Raw genomic sequence first — 14,799 nt, forward strand, 5'->3', positions numbered from 1 at the left:
CTGTTACAGGTTTATATCAACGCGCACGGCAGATTATTAAGTCTTCGACGCCCTCCAATCAGCAGACTTCAGATGAAGTTTGAGATCTGCTGCCTCCTCAAGATTAAACCTCATCCTAAACAGCTCTTAAAGCAAGCCAATAGTATAGCCGCCAAACGATAACTTTCGCTGACTCTGAGGGAACAATCAGGATATCTCGATAATTTCCTCGTGCGGGAATCCGCGCCCCACGACCGCGCTCACCTGCACGACGCGGAGCGCCAGCCGCGTTTGAGGAACGCTGAAATCCTCGATCTCCTGCGCCGTCGGATAGAATAACTTCGGCGCGGTGCAGAAAAAGGTCCGTACGACGGCGCTTCCCGAAAGCAGCTCGACCTCGTAGCGCTCGCTGTCCTCCCTGAGCGGAACCTCCGCCGGTTCCCACGCATCGCCGTCGCGGCGGGTGCGGCGGATCCACGACAGGGAGATCCCTTCGTCCTCGCGACGCGCCCTGACGTGCACGGGCGCGAGAGGCTTCAGCGCGTCGGGCCCGGGAGTCGATCTCAGCTCCATCACGGACGGATCCGCATGGTCCCGCCCCGCCGGACCGATGCGATAGACCGGGGTCTGCCCAAGATCGCCGAGATCGCTGGCGAGCGGAACCACCGCCTCGTCCAGCCGAACGACGACGGCGCCGGGAGGAATGAGACGGCGGGCCTCGTCTTCGCTGCCCGCAAGGCCGCGGAGCAGGCGCGACAGGCGGAAGCGGCGCTCCCCCGTCATCTCGGCCCGGGCCGCGGAAAAGATCTCCCACCGCCCGTTGGGTCCCTTGACGGCGAAGAGGTTGCCGCCCGCAAGCGCCTCCTCGTCCGTCACCGCGCTCACGCTGCCGACGGAAATTTCGATCTCCACCGACGAGCCGGGATCCCAGCGCCACAGGGGTCCGGGACCAAGCGCGGACAGGGTCGTGCCGACCATCGCCGGGAGATCCACGTATCGGGACGGCGTAAAGCTCGCGCCATTCGCGGAGCGCCAGATCGTCATGGCGCCCGGCCACGGCGACGCGGCAATGGCGACATACTGCAAGGGCGTGGGATCGGCCGTGCTCACCGGCAGATCGAGGACGACCACATAGGGCTTTCCGGGAACGGGCGGAGGACGGCGGGGCGGCTTCGGAAGAGAGGCTCCGGGCGTTTCGAAAACGGCAGGCTCCACGGCCCGGGTGGTGACCCGGCGCGTGGGCCCGTCGGCGATCCGCACGATGCGGTGGAGCTTCGCGCCGGATTCCGTGGGGAGCGACACGATATCTCCCGGCTCCCAATCCACGCGGCGCGGCGACACTTCGAATTCCGCGCTCTCGCGACCGGCCCAGAGATCCTGCAGCCAGGCATCGGCAAGGCGCTGCGCTTCGGCCCTTCGGGTCACGACCGCGCTGTCGGCCCGGGCTTCCCGTCGGCTGGCGCCCGACAGACGGCGCGATGCCACCGCGGCGCGGCGGTAATCGCCCTCCCCGTCCGTGTAGCCGACCTCCACCTGCTGCGGCAGATCCGTCTCCTGGGCGCGGGAGAGTTTCAGAGAGGGCTCCTTGCCGTCGAGCACCATGTCTCCCGCATCGAGCGTCACGATCCGCCGCCCCCCGCGACCATGCCAGGAGATGGCGCCGCCGCTGGCCACCGCGTCGACCCCGAAGAGCCGCATCAGCGGCTCCACCGCCCCACGGACGGACATCGGCCGGTCGATCACGTAACCGTCCACGAACCCGTCGACCGGGAGGGATTTGGGGCCGGCGATCCCGAAATCCTTGAGGATGGCGGGGATCAGCCGGTCGAGAGGCGCGCCCTCGATGCGTCCCGTGATCCAGTGCCCGGTCTCCCAGTTTCCGCCATCCGCCCAGACGGAGGTGAAATCGGGAAAGGCCGGGAAGGGCCGCGCATCCCAGGCCCACACGAACATATGAGCCGGCTCCACCATGCGTCCGCCATAGACGGGCGAGACCGGATTGAACGCGGGCGAGAAGCCGTCGAGAGCAGGATCGAAGCGCGAGAGGATCGCCTCCAGTCCTCGCGCCTGCGCAAGATCGTCCCGGGTGCCGCGCGAAAAGGGCGGGTAGGCGGATTCCGAGGATTTCGGATCGGGAAAGACGTTGGGGCCATTCGGGCCCTTGTCGACGGCGGGAATGCCGATTTCCGTGAGCCAGACCGGTTTCGATTTCGGCTGCCACGCGGTGGTGCGGATCTCGATTCCGTTGCGACGCTCCACATGCGGATTGGACCACCACGAGACGATGTCCTTCGCCCGATAGATCCAGGGCTTGTCGTAAGCTCCATCGGTGATCGGCGTGCGCTTCTGCCCGTCGCGGTCAGCGGTGCTGCGGTAATACCAGTCGAACGCCTCGCCCGCTCCCAGCCGTTGACGGAGATAGGTCACGTCGTAGACGCTGCGGGCGACGGAAAGGTCCGCATGATCGGGGCCGTCGCGCCAATCGGAGATGGGCGGATAATAATCGATGCCGACGGCGTCGACGGCATCGTCGGCGAACAGCGGATCGAGAGGAAAGCGCACCTCGTCGCCCCCGTCGAGAACATGCGCTCCGTATTCCGTCCAGTCCGCCGCATAGACGATCTTGGTCGAGGCGCGCAGGACCGATCTCACGTCGCCTGCGAGTTCCTTCAGCGCGTCCACGGCGGGATAGATCCCGGAAGCGGAGCGCACGCGGGTGAGCCCGACGAGCTCGCTGCCGATAATGAAGCCCTCGACGCCGCCCGCCTCTTCGGCAAGGTTGGCATAATGCAGGACGAGACGGCGCAAGCCCCAGGTGCGACCGAACCACTGCGCGACCTGGCCGGCCGCGGCGGCGGTCCCGTCCGGCGAGCCCGGTCGGCCGGGCGCCGGATGGCAGGTGATGCGCCCGCGCCAGGGATAAGGCGCCTGGCCGGTCCCGCCATAGGGATCCGGCAGGGCGTTGCCGATGGGCACGTCCATCATCATGAACGGATAGAGCACGACCTGAAGGTCCCGCTCCTTCAATTCCTCGATCAGCCTCACCACCGTCTCGTCGGACGGCGTGCCGCCGTAGGCAGGCGCGCCGTTCACCTGTGACACCGGCTTCGCCTCGTCGCGGGAAAGGCCCGCGACCGACCAGGTCGCTCCGTCGGTCTGCTTGCTGACCACGTCCACACGCGGCTCGATGCTGCAGGAACCGGCGCGCAGGTCGTTGCCGAACCAGCTGACCACGAGCGAGACCCGTTCGAGGTTGGGACAAAGGGATTGCAGGGCGTCGAGGGAAGCCCGGATATCGGTCCCGCGCTGGAGCTGGTGGCGGTTCTCCGGCTGTGTCGAACCCAGGTCGAGAACCCGCATCACCAGCCTGTCGTCGTAGCCGAACTCGGTCGCGCCGGGAATGAGGCAGACCGCGCGCACCATGCGGCTCAATCCCTCGACGGGCCGCACCACCTCGAAGGAGAATTGCGGCACGCGGTTGCCGAAATCGGCAAGCGGAAGCCGCTCGAACACCACATAGGCGAGACCGCGATAGGCGGGCGCGTTCGCAGCGCCCTCCTTCGCGACGATCAGCGGATCCGCCGCTTGCGTCTCCTGTCCCTTGTGCACGCGCATGACGATGGCGTTGAGATCGATCTCGCGGCCATCCGCCCAGACGCGGCGAATGAAGGCGATCGGCCCTTCGCAAAGCCCCACCGCGAGATTGGCGAAATACGAATAGGTCGTGGTTTTGGTCGACGCGCCCTTCCCGCCCAGGCTTTTGCCGCCCTGACTGCCGGAACGCTCGGATTTCGTGTTCGCCACCTCCTCGAGCCGGGTTGCCCAGATGAGCTGGCCGCCGATGCGGGCGCGTCCGTAGACACGCGGGATCGGCGCGCCTTCCGTCGAGGTGAGCCCATCGATCTCCTTCAGGCGCGGCCCTTCGACGACCTTGCCGCTGTCGGACGAACCGCCGAGAAGCGCATTGTCGATGACGGCGCCCGCGAGCCCGCCGAGCGCCCGCCCGGCGAGCGCGCCCAGCGGTCCGGCGACCATGCCGCCGACAACGGATCCGACGGTTTGAAGAACGAGCGTGGCCATGGCGACCTTTCAGATTCAATCACACGGGAAAGCGGAACACATACGCGAGATGCCGCCGCCACCAGGGGCGGAACGCGACCTCGGTGACGCAGGCTCCGTCATGGGCATGCACCATCGTGTCGGCGGCGGTGGCGATGGCGCAGTGTTTGGCGGGCAGGCCCTCGCGCCAGCGGAACAGGAGCACGTCTCCCGCCTCGACGATGGGTGAGTTCTTTTCGACAAGATGGCGCCGGGCCGCGGCGAGCAGCCTCTCGCCTCCGGCCTCGGCCCAATCGGACGCGTAGGGCGGCGGCAATTCGGGTTCGCCGCCCACCACGTCGCGCCACACGCCGCGCAGCAGGCCGAGGCAATCGCAGCCGACGCCCTTCAGCGATGCCTGATGCCGATAGGGCGTGCCGATCCAGGCACGCGCCGCGGCGACGATGAGATCGGGTGCGGACATGATTCAGCGAAAGAAGCTGCCGCCGTCCATGCCGGGTTCGCCCTGGCGCGGGACGCGAATGATGAAGTCGTTGCCGGGCATGTGCGGGAAGCCCCGGAAATTGAGGACGTTCTTGAACTTGTCGCGGCACGCCGCATGGGTCTTGTCGCAGCCTGCGGTAACGCGAAACGTATCGCCGGCCGCGATCCTCTGCGGCGCGCGCTGCCACAGGTCGAACTCGTCCGTTCCCGCGATGGCGCGATGCACCTTCACCTCGACGGAGATGCCCGCGTTGAGGCCGGTGAGCCATGTGAGACGCCCGCCCGTGCACCAGCCATCCGCGAACCCGATGCCAGAAGCCGCGATCGCGAGGGCGCCGTCCGTCCGGCTGACGGTACCGGTATCGGCATAAGCGGAGGACGACAGGTTCACGCCGCATTTCGCATCGCCGAGATCCGCCGCGCATGTGGCGCGGAACAAACGTCCCCGTTCCTCGTCGAGGCGGTGCATCAGCCCCCTGACCTCCGCCACGAAGGCCCCGTCCATGCGCCGGATCTCACCGATGGAGCCCACATCGAGCAGGATCCTCTCCTCGACGTTGCTCCAGTTGACGAGCCAGGTCTCGACACCGGCATCGTCATAAAAGCCCGAAGAGACATCGTCTTCCGTAATGCCGGCGGAAACCAGCGCGCCGGACACCTCGCCACCGCCGACCGCGAAGCCGAGTTCGGATGTGACCTCGGCGGCCTCGAGGCCGGATCGCGCCGCAAACACGGTGCCGCCGAAGGACAGATCATTGTCGTGATCGGTGAAGCCGAAATTTCGGCCGTCGCGACGGATCAGCTTCCAGCAATGGCACAGGGTCGTCGCTCCCTCGGCCAGATGAGCGCTCAGGCCTGGCGGAATGGTTCGCATCGTGAATGTCCTCGTAGATATCGCGCCCTTAAGGGACGATCTCGACCAAAGGGATCTGCGGAATGGCTCCGGCCTCGAAGGCCGACAGGTCAATGTCGAGTTCGTCGGTGTCGAAGCGGACCGGAACGTCGAACGCAAAGCCCGCGGTGATCGCCGCCCCGCTCGCGGGCGGATTGGTGAAGGTGACGAGGCCGGTTGTCGGATCGCAGGAGAAATGCGGCCCGGCCGCCTGCTCCACTCCGTTCACGGCCACACGAACCGTGGCTCCGTCGGGCTTCGCGATGGTGCGCCGGTACGGCGCGTGGGCGGAGCCGTAGGTCTTGGCGAGCTGGAATTGCCGCGTCGCGCCGTCGCCGGTGCCGATCGGCTGATCGAGAGGCGTCGGCGCCCGGGCGGGCGGTCCGGAGCGCCAATCCGTCCGGTCGCGAAAGCGAAAGCCGATCAGTCGCCCGCGACGCTCCTCGAAGAAGGCGATCACCGCGTGCAGGGCATCGATGCCGCGCACCCCCAGGCCCGCATCGTAGCGGCGACGGGAATGGGCCCAGCGGCTGTTGCGATGCTCCCGGCCCGAGGCGAGCGTGACGATGTCCGTGCGCCGCACCGGGCCGCCCCCGCTGCCGAGGCTGACATCGAGGGGAAAACGCACCTCATGAAAATCGGTCGCCATGGGCGATCCCTCCACAATGAAACGGAACACGAGAGGTGGCGTTGTCGTCAGGAAAGCTTCACCGGCCAGGGAGACCAAGCCCGATGACGAATACCCCCAACCTCGCCGAAGACTTCCCAGGCAAGGCCGACCGGATCCACCAGTTGAAGACGGGCAACAATCATTTTGCCCGGCTCTATGACGAGTATGAGGAGCTGAACCGCACCATCCAGCGCATCGAGACCCGCGTGGAGCCCACCACCGAGGACGTGGAAGAGGACCTGAAGCGCCGTCGCGTCCGCTTGAAGGACGAGATCGCCGCCATGCTGGACGATGCGAACGCCTGACAACGGGCCTTACATGCCGCGCTGGCCCCGCGCCACGGCGCGGGCCAGGGCCGCGGACACCTGGGCCTCGGAGCGGCGGAAACTCTCCGCATCCGGGGTCGAGACATTCACCGTCACTGTCATCGGCCGCCCGCCGCCCCCGGATCTCACCCCGAGACGACCGTCGGGCCCGCGCGCCAGGGGCATGACGGCTTCCGCGCCCTTCTCCCCCATGACGCCGAGGCCGCGTCCCAACGGGAAGTAGGACGGCGCGCCGACCACGCCTCCTTGTGCGAAGGGCAGGACCATGCCGCGCGAGAACACGCCGCCCTTCGCGAAGGCCGAGGGCGCACCGGACCCGAACAGGGAACCGATCCCCTTGAAGAGGCCGCCGAGGATGCCGTCGGAATCCCCTGACGATGCGCCGCCCATGAGGCCCGACGCCAGGGATTTGACGGTCTGGCTCAAGGCCGATTGCAGGGGCGCGAGCGCCAGACGTAACCCTGTTTCCACAAGAGACTGACGCATCCCCTTGAGGACGTCGTCGAATTTCTTGCCTTCTGCAACATTCTTCGCAAAGGCCTTGGACAGGGATTCACCGAACTTGTCGGAGAGGCCAATGAGCGTCTGGAGCTGGCGATCCTTGTCGCCGAGGAGTTCTTTCTGGGCACTGATCGAGTCGATGGGATCAGCCATCTCATGCACCTCTCTGGCGTGTGCGATAGGGTTGTTGCTGGCGATGACGGCCTGCGTGCAGCGTGAACCGCCGTCTCTCGTTTTCGAGACGAGCCGGTTGTCTCAAACGGAATGGCTCCGGATGCAGCACGAATGCGATTACGAGGCCGAGAAGGCGACCGCCTCCGCGCCGTCCGCCCTGAAATTTATTCGCTGGCAGCGTCTCTACATCAGCTGCATCGAGCTGCGGGGTGTCCCGTATCTCGGCACCACGGACGAGCTTCCCCAACGCAAGTGACGTGGGTGAGACCGGATGCGCCCAATCCCTTTTGCATTCAATCGGGAAAGCGATCCATCAGCCGGGCAAGGTCCGTCCCGAGCGCGGGCGCCGCGCCGCGCCCGCCCGTGAATGCCTCGAAAGCAGCGGCGACCTCGCGCGGCGTCGAGCGCCAGAATTCAGCCGGGCTCCACCGCAGGATGCCGAGGCAGAACCGCATCACCTCATCCCATGGGAAGGCGGGCGGCGCGCTCATGGCCCCTGCGGCCCGGGAGGGTTTGGCGAAGCATCGCCTCCGAACGTGCCGACAAGAAGCTCGGCGATGGCGGCGGCCACCGGCGCGATGCCGTCATGGAGCGGCAGGTCGGCGACGTCCCGGTCGCCGATCTCATGCCCGCCGCCGCGAAGCGACACGGCGAGGATCGTGAGCAGATCGCGGCTCGACAGGCGTCCGCTGCCGAAGCGCTCCATGAGCGCCCCGAGATCCTGGACGCCGAATGCATCCTCCAGTTCGGCAAGAGCTCCGAGCGTGAGGCAGAGGGTGTAACGGCGGTCGCCGATCGTCAGCACCGCCTCACCCCGTCGTTTGTTGGCCATCGCGTGTCCTTTCGCTACAGCGCCACGAAGGTCAGCGCGCCGGCTGACTCGAACGCCATTTCAAACGTGACCTCCCCCGCGTGATCGCCACGGTATTCGAGGCTCGTGATCTGGAACGGACCTTCGACCCTGCCGAAATCCGGAATGACGATCTGGTAGGTGAGGATGTCGCCGTCGAAGAAGGCCTGGCGCATGCGCGCATCCGAGGCCTCGTCCTTGAAGACGCCGGCGCCCGTGATTCCGGCACGGCGCACTCCGACGCCCGCCAGAAGTTCGCGCCAGCGCCCGGCGGATTCCGCATGGGTGACGTCGACCGTTTCAGCATTGAAGGCGATCTGCCGCGTGCGCAGACCGGCCACCGTGACGAAGCCCGTGGCGCCATCGCTGATCTTGACGAGCAGGTCCTTGCCCTTCTGAGCAGGCATGATGAAATTCCTTTATTGAAAAATTCGGTCGGACGGCGGATGCGCCTCATGCGACCTCGGTAACGGCGCGCAGGTGCAGCGTGACGCGCGCCTGCTGCGTGTGCTTGTCCCGGACGGCCGAGATCTCCGTCACGCGCAGGTTGACGAGCCGATGTCCCGCAAGGCTCAAGGCCGCGCCATCCAGAATGGCGACGAAGCGCTCGGCGGCGGTCAGGGCGGAACGGGCGCTGCCCGGCTCCGCCCAGACGACGAGACCGGCCGCCTGCTCGTGACCCTTGTCGGAATCCGTCGACCAATCCTTCGCCACGACATCCGCAAACAGCGCGTAGACAGGAGTGGCCGCACGGGGAGGCTCGTCATAAAGGCGCAGCGCCCCGCCCATCGACGCGACGAGTTCGGCATCCGCCGCAGCCGCTTCGAGGATGGCATGGCGCAGGGCCAGGATGGGACTCGTCATGCCTTCAACTCTTCGACGAGGCAGACGAGGTCGCGACGCGACCCGTCGGGATCGGCCGCGGCCCGAATGGCGAAGCGGCGCAACCCAGCGGTCAGCCGCATCGCTCCGGTGACGCCGTCGCGGTAACGGAGGGTGATGCGATGGGTGAGCGCTTGTTCGGGTCTGTCGGCGCGGACGCGATCGGTGCCGGACAGCATCTCGATGGCACCCCACATCTGTGGGCCCGGCGCGTAGGAACGAATGACGCCCCCGAAGCCGTCCGGCCGCTCCAAGGGCATTTCGAGAACGAACCGGCGCGAGCGCGCGCCGATGGGAACTGATGATTTGGTTTTCATGACAACGGCAGACGAGGTGCGTGATTTTGGGCGTGATTGTCGGACAGCCGCCATGGCTAGAGCCGTGCGCGCTGAAAGGGTGCGACAAGGGCGAGCGCCTCCGGCGGCAATTCCTGCGGGCCCGCCACGTCGCCGCGGTGCTCGTACCAACGGGCCACGAGGATCTTGACGGCGAGGCGCAAGGTGGCGGGCACCGCATCCGGCGCGGCGCCGAAGCCGACCAGAAGGTCGATGGCGATGCCGTTATGGGCTTTGCCCGGCGGCGGCATCCGGTCAAAGACGATGCGCGGCGGATCGCTGACCGCATCGGCCTCGTAGGAATCCGGCGGCAGCTCCACCGGATCGCCGGACGGGTCGTAGACTTGAACCTTCTCGACGCCCAAAAGGGGCGCGAGCGGAAGGAGCACGGTTCCGTCGCGAGGCCAGCGGTGGAGCATCAACTTCCAGCGCTGCGACACGAGGATGCGCCGCGCCGCGGCCTCCACCATCAGACGGGCGGCCTTGATCAAGCCGCCGATGAGGTCGTCCTGCGCATCGTCGTCGACGCGCAGGTACTCCTTCATCTCCGGCAGAAGGACCGGCTCGACGGCGGGGCCTTCGACGAGTATCGGAAACATCGGATAGGATACTTTCTTCTCATGAAACATGTCATCGGATCACTTCTCGTCCTGGCCCTGCCGGCCACGTCCGCACAGGCCATCGTGGGCGGCAGCGAGGACCAGGGCCCTCTCTCCCGCTCCAGCGTGATGGTGCTGAGCTCCAACGGCGGCGTTTGCAGCGCCGTCGTCGTGGCGCCGGATGTGGTGCTGACGGCCGCCCACTGCGTCACGGGAGCCGCGGAACACCGGGTCCATTTTCGCGACGAGACCGGGGAGCCCGTGCTGATCGTGCCTTCGGCGAAGGCCGTGAACCCGGGCTACGACGCCAAGGCCATCGAGACGCGGCGGCGCTCGATCGATCTCGCCCTCGTCCGGGTGCGGGACAAGCTCCCCGGCCGGTTCGAGACCGCCCCCCTCGGGGTCGGCCAGCCCCGCGCCGGCAGGGACGTCGTCGTCGGCGGCTACGGGCTTGCCCGCATCGACGAGCCGAAAACCACGGGCACGTTCCGCACCGCCGATCTCAAGGTCGTGGAGCCTTATGGGCCGAGCAGCATTCTCCTCTGGTCGCGGGGCACGGGCGCCATGGGCGCCTGCCAGGGCGACTCGGGCGGCCCCATGGCGGCGGACGGGACGGTCGTCGCCATCACGAGCTGGTCGTCGGCCGCGAAGGGCAAAGGCTGCGGCGACATCACCCAGGGCATCCTGCTCGGCCCTCAACGGCGCTGGATCGATCAGGTTCTGGCGGGCTGGAATCGCACGGCCCGATGGAACGATTAGGCGTTCACCGGGTCATCCTCTCAGGCTTGCGAACCCTTTCGTAACCGCCGTTGCGTAAACTCCCGCCAGATCCTCCAAAGCAACACCATGCGTCTTCAGCACATCATTGGCACGCTTGCCGCTTTCTTCTCCCTCGCCCTTCCCGCCCAGGCGGTCGTGCAGGGAACCCCGTTACGGGATCCCAACGGGCTGCGCCGTTCCGTCGTGGCGGTCGAGAGCAGCGGCGGGGAACTGTGCTCGGGCGCGCTCGTCGCGTCGGATCTCGTTCTGACCGCCGCCCATTGCCTGAGCGACGAGGCGGCCTACCGGATCGTCGCCGTCGGCCGGAACTTCCGGATGCAGAGCGTGAACGTGGTGGCCGTGGCGGTGCATCCCACCTTCGTGGCGGGCACCACGCCCCGGACGCAGCCGGGCGTCGACCTTGCGATGCTCAAACTCGAGCGCCCGCTCGGGCCGGACTTCGCCGCCTTCGACCTGCGCCAGACGGAAACGATCGGCGAAGGCGAAGCCATCGTCATCGCCGGGTTCGGCGTGCTCTCGGAGCGGGCCAACAACTCAGCCCGGACCTTGCGCCAGACGCAGCTGCTCGCCGTGGGCAGCGTGCAGGTGGCCAACCGCGTCATCATCGCCACCGACCGCACCCGTCTCGCCGAAACCGCCGGGGCCGGCGCATGCCGGGGCGATTCCGGCGGACCGGTTCTGACGGAGGCGCGGGGATCCTTTCACCTCTCCGGCATCATCAGCTGGTCGAGCGGAGCCCTGCGGACCAACGGCCCCAGCGCCTGCGGCGGACTGACGGCCGTCACATCCCTTTCCGATCACCTGACCTGGGTCCGGCAGGCGATGGGAAGCCTCAACGCCGTGCAGGGCACCTGGACACGGCGCTAACGGCCCGCAGGCCTCAGGCCGCGAATTTCAGGAGCTTGATCGCGGCGTAATCCTGCACGCCGCCGCCCACCCGCTTCGTGGTGTAGAACAGCACGTAGGGCTTGGCCGAATAGGGATCGCGCAGAACGCGGACGCCCGCCCGGTCGACCACGAGATACCCGCGCTTGAAGTCGCCGAACGCCACCGCGCAGGCGTTCGCGGCGATATCCGGCATGTCCTCCGCCTCGACCACCGGGAAGCCCATCAGGGTCGCGGCCTGTCCAAGGCTCGCGGGCGGGGCCCAGAGATACTGGCCGTTGTCGTCCTTGAAGCGGCGGATCGCGCTTTGCGTCTTCCGGTTCATGACGAAGGACGCATTCTGGCGGTAGCCGGCCTTCAGGGCGTAGATCAGATTCACCAGAACATCGGACGGGTTCGCGGCGGGAAAATCGGGCCCGCCGGTGTGAACGGTGCCGAGGCGGCCCCATTCCCAGATCTCGTCCTCGACGGTCTCCGACGCGAGGAAGCCCTTCGGCTTGTTCACGCCGTCACCATGGACGAAGGCCGCGCCTTCCTGCTCGGCGAAGGCGGCCTCGACCTCCTCGGCGATCCAGCTGTCGATATCGACGACCGCGTCGTCGAGGAGCGTCTGCGTCGCCGCCGGCATGGCGTAAAGCTCCATGGCCGGAAAGCTCATCTCGGAGAGGGTCGGCGCGGCGGTCTGCGGCCTGGGGGCGGTTTCGCCGACCCAGCCGGATGCCGGACCCGTCGCCGAAAAGGCGCGCTTGTACTGCCCGCCCGAAATCACCTTGACGGACGAGATCGCCCGGATCGGCGACACGCTCGCCAGGCGGCGCAGGACCTCGCGCTCGACCGTATCGGGCACGAGATAGCCGCCATCGGGGCCGCTGCTGACCGACAGGGCCTTCTCCTCCAGCCGCTTGAGACCCGAGGCCTCGCCGGTGCGCATGTAGGAGTGGAACGCCTGCTTATGCTCCGACAGAACCGGGTCCGGCCGATGGTCCGCATGGCCGCCGAGCGGCGCGCGGGCACGGTCGAGGGAGAGCCGGTCGATCCGCCGTTTCGTGTCGTCGAGGGCTTGGTCGATGCGCAGGAGCTTCTCGTCGGTGACCACGTCGCTCGTCAGCCGCGTCTCGATCTGGCCGAGGCGGGTGTCGTTCGTTTCCTTGAAGGCCTCGAAAGCCCGGGCGAAATCCTCGAAAGCGGAGGACACGTCATCGGACATGGATTTGGTTTGGGTCAACGTCATCATCAAAAAAATCACTGAAATGAAGGACAAAGAAAAAGCCCGCCTCGAGGGGCGGGCTTGATGGAAAGCGAGGGCCGTCGACTCAACGGGTCGCGCGGCGGACCTGCCGGGTTACCGTCGGAGCCGTGGCGGCGCCGACCGCCCCGCCCGCGACCGCCCCCACAGGACCGGCGACAGCCCCGACACCGGCGCCGACCGCCGCGCCGCCGACCCGTTGTTCCGTGGTATTGCAACCGGCGACCGCGAGAGCGACAAAGGCCGCAAAAGCAAGCATCTTCATGACAAACCTCCCGATGGAGCGGATGCAGGACCTTCCCGGTGAAGGGCGACCCGCAGCCTCCGCTCTTCCGCGGGCTCATGTGTAACGCCGTGCTCCGGTTGCGGTTCAGGAAAATAATCGAGATGCGGTGCTGCGGATGCGGTCCGCGAGATCCTCCCTTGCTTGCTTGACCCGATCCACCCGCGCTCCCGGCAGCATCGGGAAGGTGACGACCGAGATCTCCCACAGATCCAGCTTCTCCAGGCGGCGAAGGCCGGTCGGCCGTTCGGCGCGGGCGCGCTCGACGCGAAAGCCGATGGACAGACCGTCCACGGCCCCTTCGCTGAGCAGGGCATGAATTTCCCTCGCCCGCTCGACCGCGAGATTGAGCTTGCCGCACACCTTGAGACCGCGCCGATCCTCGGCGATGGACAGCCAGCGCCCGATCGGCTCGGATGGATCGTGCTGCCAGAGCAGGCGGATGTCGTTCACGCCGCGCTTCTTGAGGCTGTCGGCGAAAGCGCCCGGCATGACCACGTCCTTGCCGAGATCCGCGATGCCGAAGAGGCTGGCGTATCCCTCGAAGACACCTTCCCGATCAATGCTGTGCAGAGGCTCGGACAACAGTTTCATTTCCTGTGTGATGGGCATGCCGCAGCGCATCAGCGCGCTCCCTGGCGGAGAGACTTGGGCGCGAGCTTCAAAGACTTGGCATCGAGCCGTTCGAGCTGACGCACGAAATCGCGGAACACGAGCGCCGCGGCGCGCCCTTGGGGCTGGCGCGCAACCTTCTTCTGGTGCGCGGAACGCGCGGTGGAGCGGATCATGAAAGATCTCCCGAGTGACGGCGGTTGAAGAGGGACAGCTCGCGCACGAACTCGTCGAACCGTCGGTTGGCCGCGAACAGATCGCGGAGAGTCATGGCAAGCAGGGTGGAGGCCCCGCTCGCCCAGACGAACAGGGCGAGATGGGCGAGGTCGCCGCGGCCGATGATCGCCTCGGTGACCTTGTCGATTGTGTTCATGTTTTGTTCCTGACACAAAAATGGCCGCGGTCAGAAACGGGCTTTTGTGCGCAATGTGAAGCACGATCCTCCGCAGGCCCGGAGACACGAGGGCCATGCGCAAGGATGATCTCGGGCCGAAGCAACGGGCGGCCGTAAAGGGCGAACGCTCCCTTCATGCTCGCGCAGGAAGGTGGTTGTCTGCCTGTTCGCGGCCGCGCGTCATCGGTGCCGCGCAGCGCGTGGACGATGTTCGAACAGCCGCCGTCAGGGTTCAAGCGCGCTCGCCAGTTCGCTCAGCTCGCCGATCGTGCTCATGTTGCGTGCCGTTACCTCCCGGGCGGCCGGAATCTTCAAGGTGGATTTCGCCATTCCGTCTCCGTAATGGACATAGATCTCGCGCTCTCCAAGACGGGCATCCTCGCCGTTCCATCCGGTCATTTCCTCGATCGCCGATGAGGTTGGCGGGTCGTTCAGGAAGATTGCCACCGTCCGGTTGGGCGCGGCATCCGGGAACGGATTGCCAGCGAGTACGGCGCGCATTCCGGCGGCCGTGCGCACCGCCACGCCGATCCGCTTTCCCCCATAGGCTTCCAAAGCGCTTTCGAGGATCGACCGAACCTGCGCTTCCGTCTGATTGCTCGTAAACACCACATTGCCGCTAGCGATATAGGTCCGCACGCTCGCGAAACCGGCCGTCTCGCACATGGTTTTGAGGTCGCTCATGGGCAGCTTTCCGGTCCCGCCCACATTGACCGCGCGCAGGAGAGCGACAAAAGCGGGCATGTGATTTCCTCTCGATGTTAGCGCACGATCCCGGGAGCCATTCCCGGGATCGCCAGTCAAGACCCGTCGCCGGATACCATATGGCACCCGGCATTCCTGATCATA

21 protein-coding genes are annotated in these 14,799 nt (G+C 66.7%); 4 read left to right on the top strand and 17 right to left on the bottom strand.

Features of this window, described 5'->3' with window-relative positions:
- Nucleotides 1-186: 186 nt before the first annotated feature.
- The 4 genes from LJD17_RS05775 to LJD17_RS05790 are packed head-to-tail and all read right to left on the bottom strand — an operon-like array spanning nucleotide 187 to nucleotide 6,062.
- The gene (locus tag LJD17_RS05775) at nucleotides 187-4,059 is read right to left on the bottom strand and encodes a baseplate multidomain protein megatron (protein WP_227383199.1); all 3,873 of its coding nucleotides are present in this window, start codon (nucleotides 4,057-4,059) and stop codon (nucleotides 187-189) included.
- Between the two features lie 19 nt (nucleotides 4,060-4,078).
- On the bottom strand, nucleotides 4,079-4,501 hold the full coding sequence (locus tag LJD17_RS05780) for an NlpC/P60 family protein (protein ID WP_227383200.1): 423 nt from the start codon (nucleotides 4,499-4,501) through the stop codon (nucleotides 4,079-4,081).
- A gap of 3 nt (nucleotides 4,502-4,504) precedes the next feature.
- Nucleotides 4,505-5,395, bottom strand: coding sequence for a DUF2163 domain-containing protein (locus LJD17_RS05785; protein ID WP_227383201.1), 891 nt, complete (start codon nucleotides 5,393-5,395; stop codon nucleotides 4,505-4,507).
- A 28-nt stretch (nucleotides 5,396-5,423) separates the two neighbouring features.
- Entirely contained in the window at nucleotides 5,424-6,062 is a 639-nt protein-coding gene (locus LJD17_RS05790) for a DUF2460 domain-containing protein (protein ID WP_227383202.1), read from the bottom strand.
- Nucleotides 6,063-6,145: 83 nt separating this feature from the next.
- Here LJD17_RS05790 and LJD17_RS05795 point away from each other — a divergent pair, with 83 nt between their 5' ends.
- Nucleotides 6,146-6,388 carry a YdcH family protein gene (locus tag LJD17_RS05795; RefSeq protein WP_227383203.1) on the top strand — a complete coding sequence of 81 codons (243 nt, stop codon included), beginning with the start codon at nucleotides 6,146-6,148 and terminating at the stop codon, nucleotides 6,386-6,388.
- Between the two features lie 9 nt (nucleotides 6,389-6,397).
- Here LJD17_RS05795 and LJD17_RS05800 read toward each other — a convergent pair whose 3' ends face one another.
- On the bottom strand, nucleotides 6,398-7,063 hold the full coding sequence (locus tag LJD17_RS05800) for a phage tail tape measure protein (protein WP_227383204.1): 666 nt from the start codon (nucleotides 7,061-7,063) through the stop codon (nucleotides 6,398-6,400).
- A gap of 55 nt (nucleotides 7,064-7,118) precedes the next feature.
- On the opposite strand from LJD17_RS05800, the gene LJD17_RS05805 reads away from it, so the two are divergent.
- The gene (locus LJD17_RS05805; RefSeq protein WP_227383205.1) at nucleotides 7,119-7,340 is read left to right on the top strand and encodes a hypothetical protein; all 222 of its coding nucleotides are present in this window, start codon (nucleotides 7,119-7,121) and stop codon (nucleotides 7,338-7,340) included.
- 37 nt (nucleotides 7,341-7,377) lie between these two features.
- On the opposite strand, the gene LJD17_RS05810 is transcribed toward LJD17_RS05805, so the two are convergent.
- Genes LJD17_RS05810 through LJD17_RS05835 form a run of 6 tightly spaced genes read right to left on the bottom strand, consistent with a single transcriptional unit; the run spans nucleotide 7,378 to nucleotide 9,780 of the window.
- The gene (locus LJD17_RS05810) at nucleotides 7,378-7,575 is read right to left on the bottom strand and encodes a phage tail assembly chaperone (protein WP_227383206.1); all 198 of its coding nucleotides are present in this window, start codon (nucleotides 7,573-7,575) and stop codon (nucleotides 7,378-7,380) included.
- Nucleotides 7,572-7,916, bottom strand: a complete 345-nt coding sequence (locus tag LJD17_RS05815) for a gene transfer agent family protein (RefSeq protein ID WP_227383207.1) — start codon at nucleotides 7,914-7,916, stop codon at nucleotides 7,572-7,574. The genes LJD17_RS05810 and LJD17_RS05815 overlap by 4 nt, the downstream gene beginning before the upstream one ends.
- Before the next feature lie 14 nt (nucleotides 7,917-7,930).
- Nucleotides 7,931-8,341, bottom strand: a complete 411-nt coding sequence (locus LJD17_RS05820) for a phage major tail protein, TP901-1 family (RefSeq protein ID WP_227383208.1) — start codon at nucleotides 8,339-8,341, stop codon at nucleotides 7,931-7,933.
- Nucleotides 8,342-8,387: 46 nt separating this feature from the next.
- Complete coding sequence (locus tag LJD17_RS05825) at nucleotides 8,388-8,798, bottom strand: DUF3168 domain-containing protein (RefSeq protein WP_227383209.1); 411 nt, start codon at nucleotides 8,796-8,798, stop codon at nucleotides 8,388-8,390.
- On the bottom strand, nucleotides 8,795-9,133 hold the full coding sequence (locus LJD17_RS05830) for a phage head closure protein (protein WP_227383210.1): 339 nt from the start codon (nucleotides 9,131-9,133) through the stop codon (nucleotides 8,795-8,797). Before LJD17_RS05830 ends, LJD17_RS05825 begins: the two co-directional genes overlap by 4 nt.
- Before the next feature lie 56 nt (nucleotides 9,134-9,189).
- Entirely contained in the window at nucleotides 9,190-9,780 is a 591-nt protein-coding gene (locus LJD17_RS05835) for a head-tail connector protein (RefSeq protein ID WP_227383211.1), read from the bottom strand.
- Between LJD17_RS05835 and LJD17_RS05840 the strand changes: the two genes are divergently transcribed.
- Nucleotides 9,772-10,509, top strand: a complete 738-nt coding sequence (locus LJD17_RS05840; RefSeq protein ID WP_227383212.1) for a S1 family peptidase — start codon at nucleotides 9,772-9,774, stop codon at nucleotides 10,507-10,509. The two genes, LJD17_RS05835 and LJD17_RS05840, sit on opposite strands and share 9 nt — an antisense overlap.
- Nucleotides 10,510-10,596: 87 nt before the next feature.
- Nucleotides 10,597-11,397 carry a S1 family peptidase gene (locus tag LJD17_RS05845; protein ID WP_227383213.1) on the top strand — a complete coding sequence of 267 codons (801 nt, stop codon included), beginning with the start codon at nucleotides 10,597-10,599 and terminating at the stop codon, nucleotides 11,395-11,397.
- A gap of 13 nt (nucleotides 11,398-11,410) precedes the next feature.
- Here the strand turns inward: LJD17_RS05845 and LJD17_RS05850 are convergent, their stop codons facing one another.
- The 6 genes from LJD17_RS05850 to LJD17_RS05875 all read right to left on the bottom strand — a co-directional run bounded on the left by LJD17_RS05850 (nucleotide 11,411) and on the right by LJD17_RS05875 (nucleotide 14,694).
- Nucleotides 11,411-12,646 carry a phage major capsid protein gene (locus tag LJD17_RS05850; protein ID WP_406600774.1) on the bottom strand — a complete coding sequence of 412 codons (1,236 nt, stop codon included), beginning with the start codon at nucleotides 12,644-12,646 and terminating at the stop codon, nucleotides 11,411-11,413.
- 82 nt (nucleotides 12,647-12,728) lie between these two features.
- Nucleotides 12,729-12,926, bottom strand: coding sequence for a hypothetical protein (locus LJD17_RS05855; RefSeq protein ID WP_227383215.1), 198 nt, complete (start codon nucleotides 12,924-12,926; stop codon nucleotides 12,729-12,731).
- 105 nt (nucleotides 12,927-13,031) lie between these two features.
- Nucleotides 13,032-13,538, bottom strand: coding sequence for an HK97 family phage prohead protease (locus tag LJD17_RS05860; protein ID WP_227383659.1), 507 nt, complete (start codon nucleotides 13,536-13,538; stop codon nucleotides 13,032-13,034).
- A 29-nt stretch (nucleotides 13,539-13,567) separates the two neighbouring features.
- Nucleotides 13,568-13,732: a hypothetical protein gene (locus LJD17_RS05865; protein ID WP_227383216.1), complete on the bottom strand. Its 165-nt coding sequence runs from the start codon at nucleotides 13,730-13,732 to the stop codon at nucleotides 13,568-13,570.
- Nucleotides 13,729-13,929: a hypothetical protein gene (locus LJD17_RS05870; protein WP_227383217.1), complete on the bottom strand. Its 201-nt coding sequence runs from the start codon at nucleotides 13,927-13,929 to the stop codon at nucleotides 13,729-13,731. The genes LJD17_RS05865 and LJD17_RS05870 overlap by 4 nt, the downstream gene beginning before the upstream one ends.
- A 246-nt stretch (nucleotides 13,930-14,175) precedes the next feature.
- Nucleotides 14,176-14,694 carry a DUF1697 domain-containing protein gene (locus tag LJD17_RS05875; protein ID WP_227383218.1) on the bottom strand — a complete coding sequence of 173 codons (519 nt, stop codon included), beginning with the start codon at nucleotides 14,692-14,694 and terminating at the stop codon, nucleotides 14,176-14,178.
- Nucleotides 14,695-14,799: the final 105 nt, after the last annotated feature.

Origin of the sequence: Microvirga rosea (genome assembly GCF_020595095.1) — a bacterium.
Classification (GTDB): Bacteria; Pseudomonadota; Alphaproteobacteria; order Rhizobiales; family Beijerinckiaceae; genus Microvirga; species Microvirga rosea.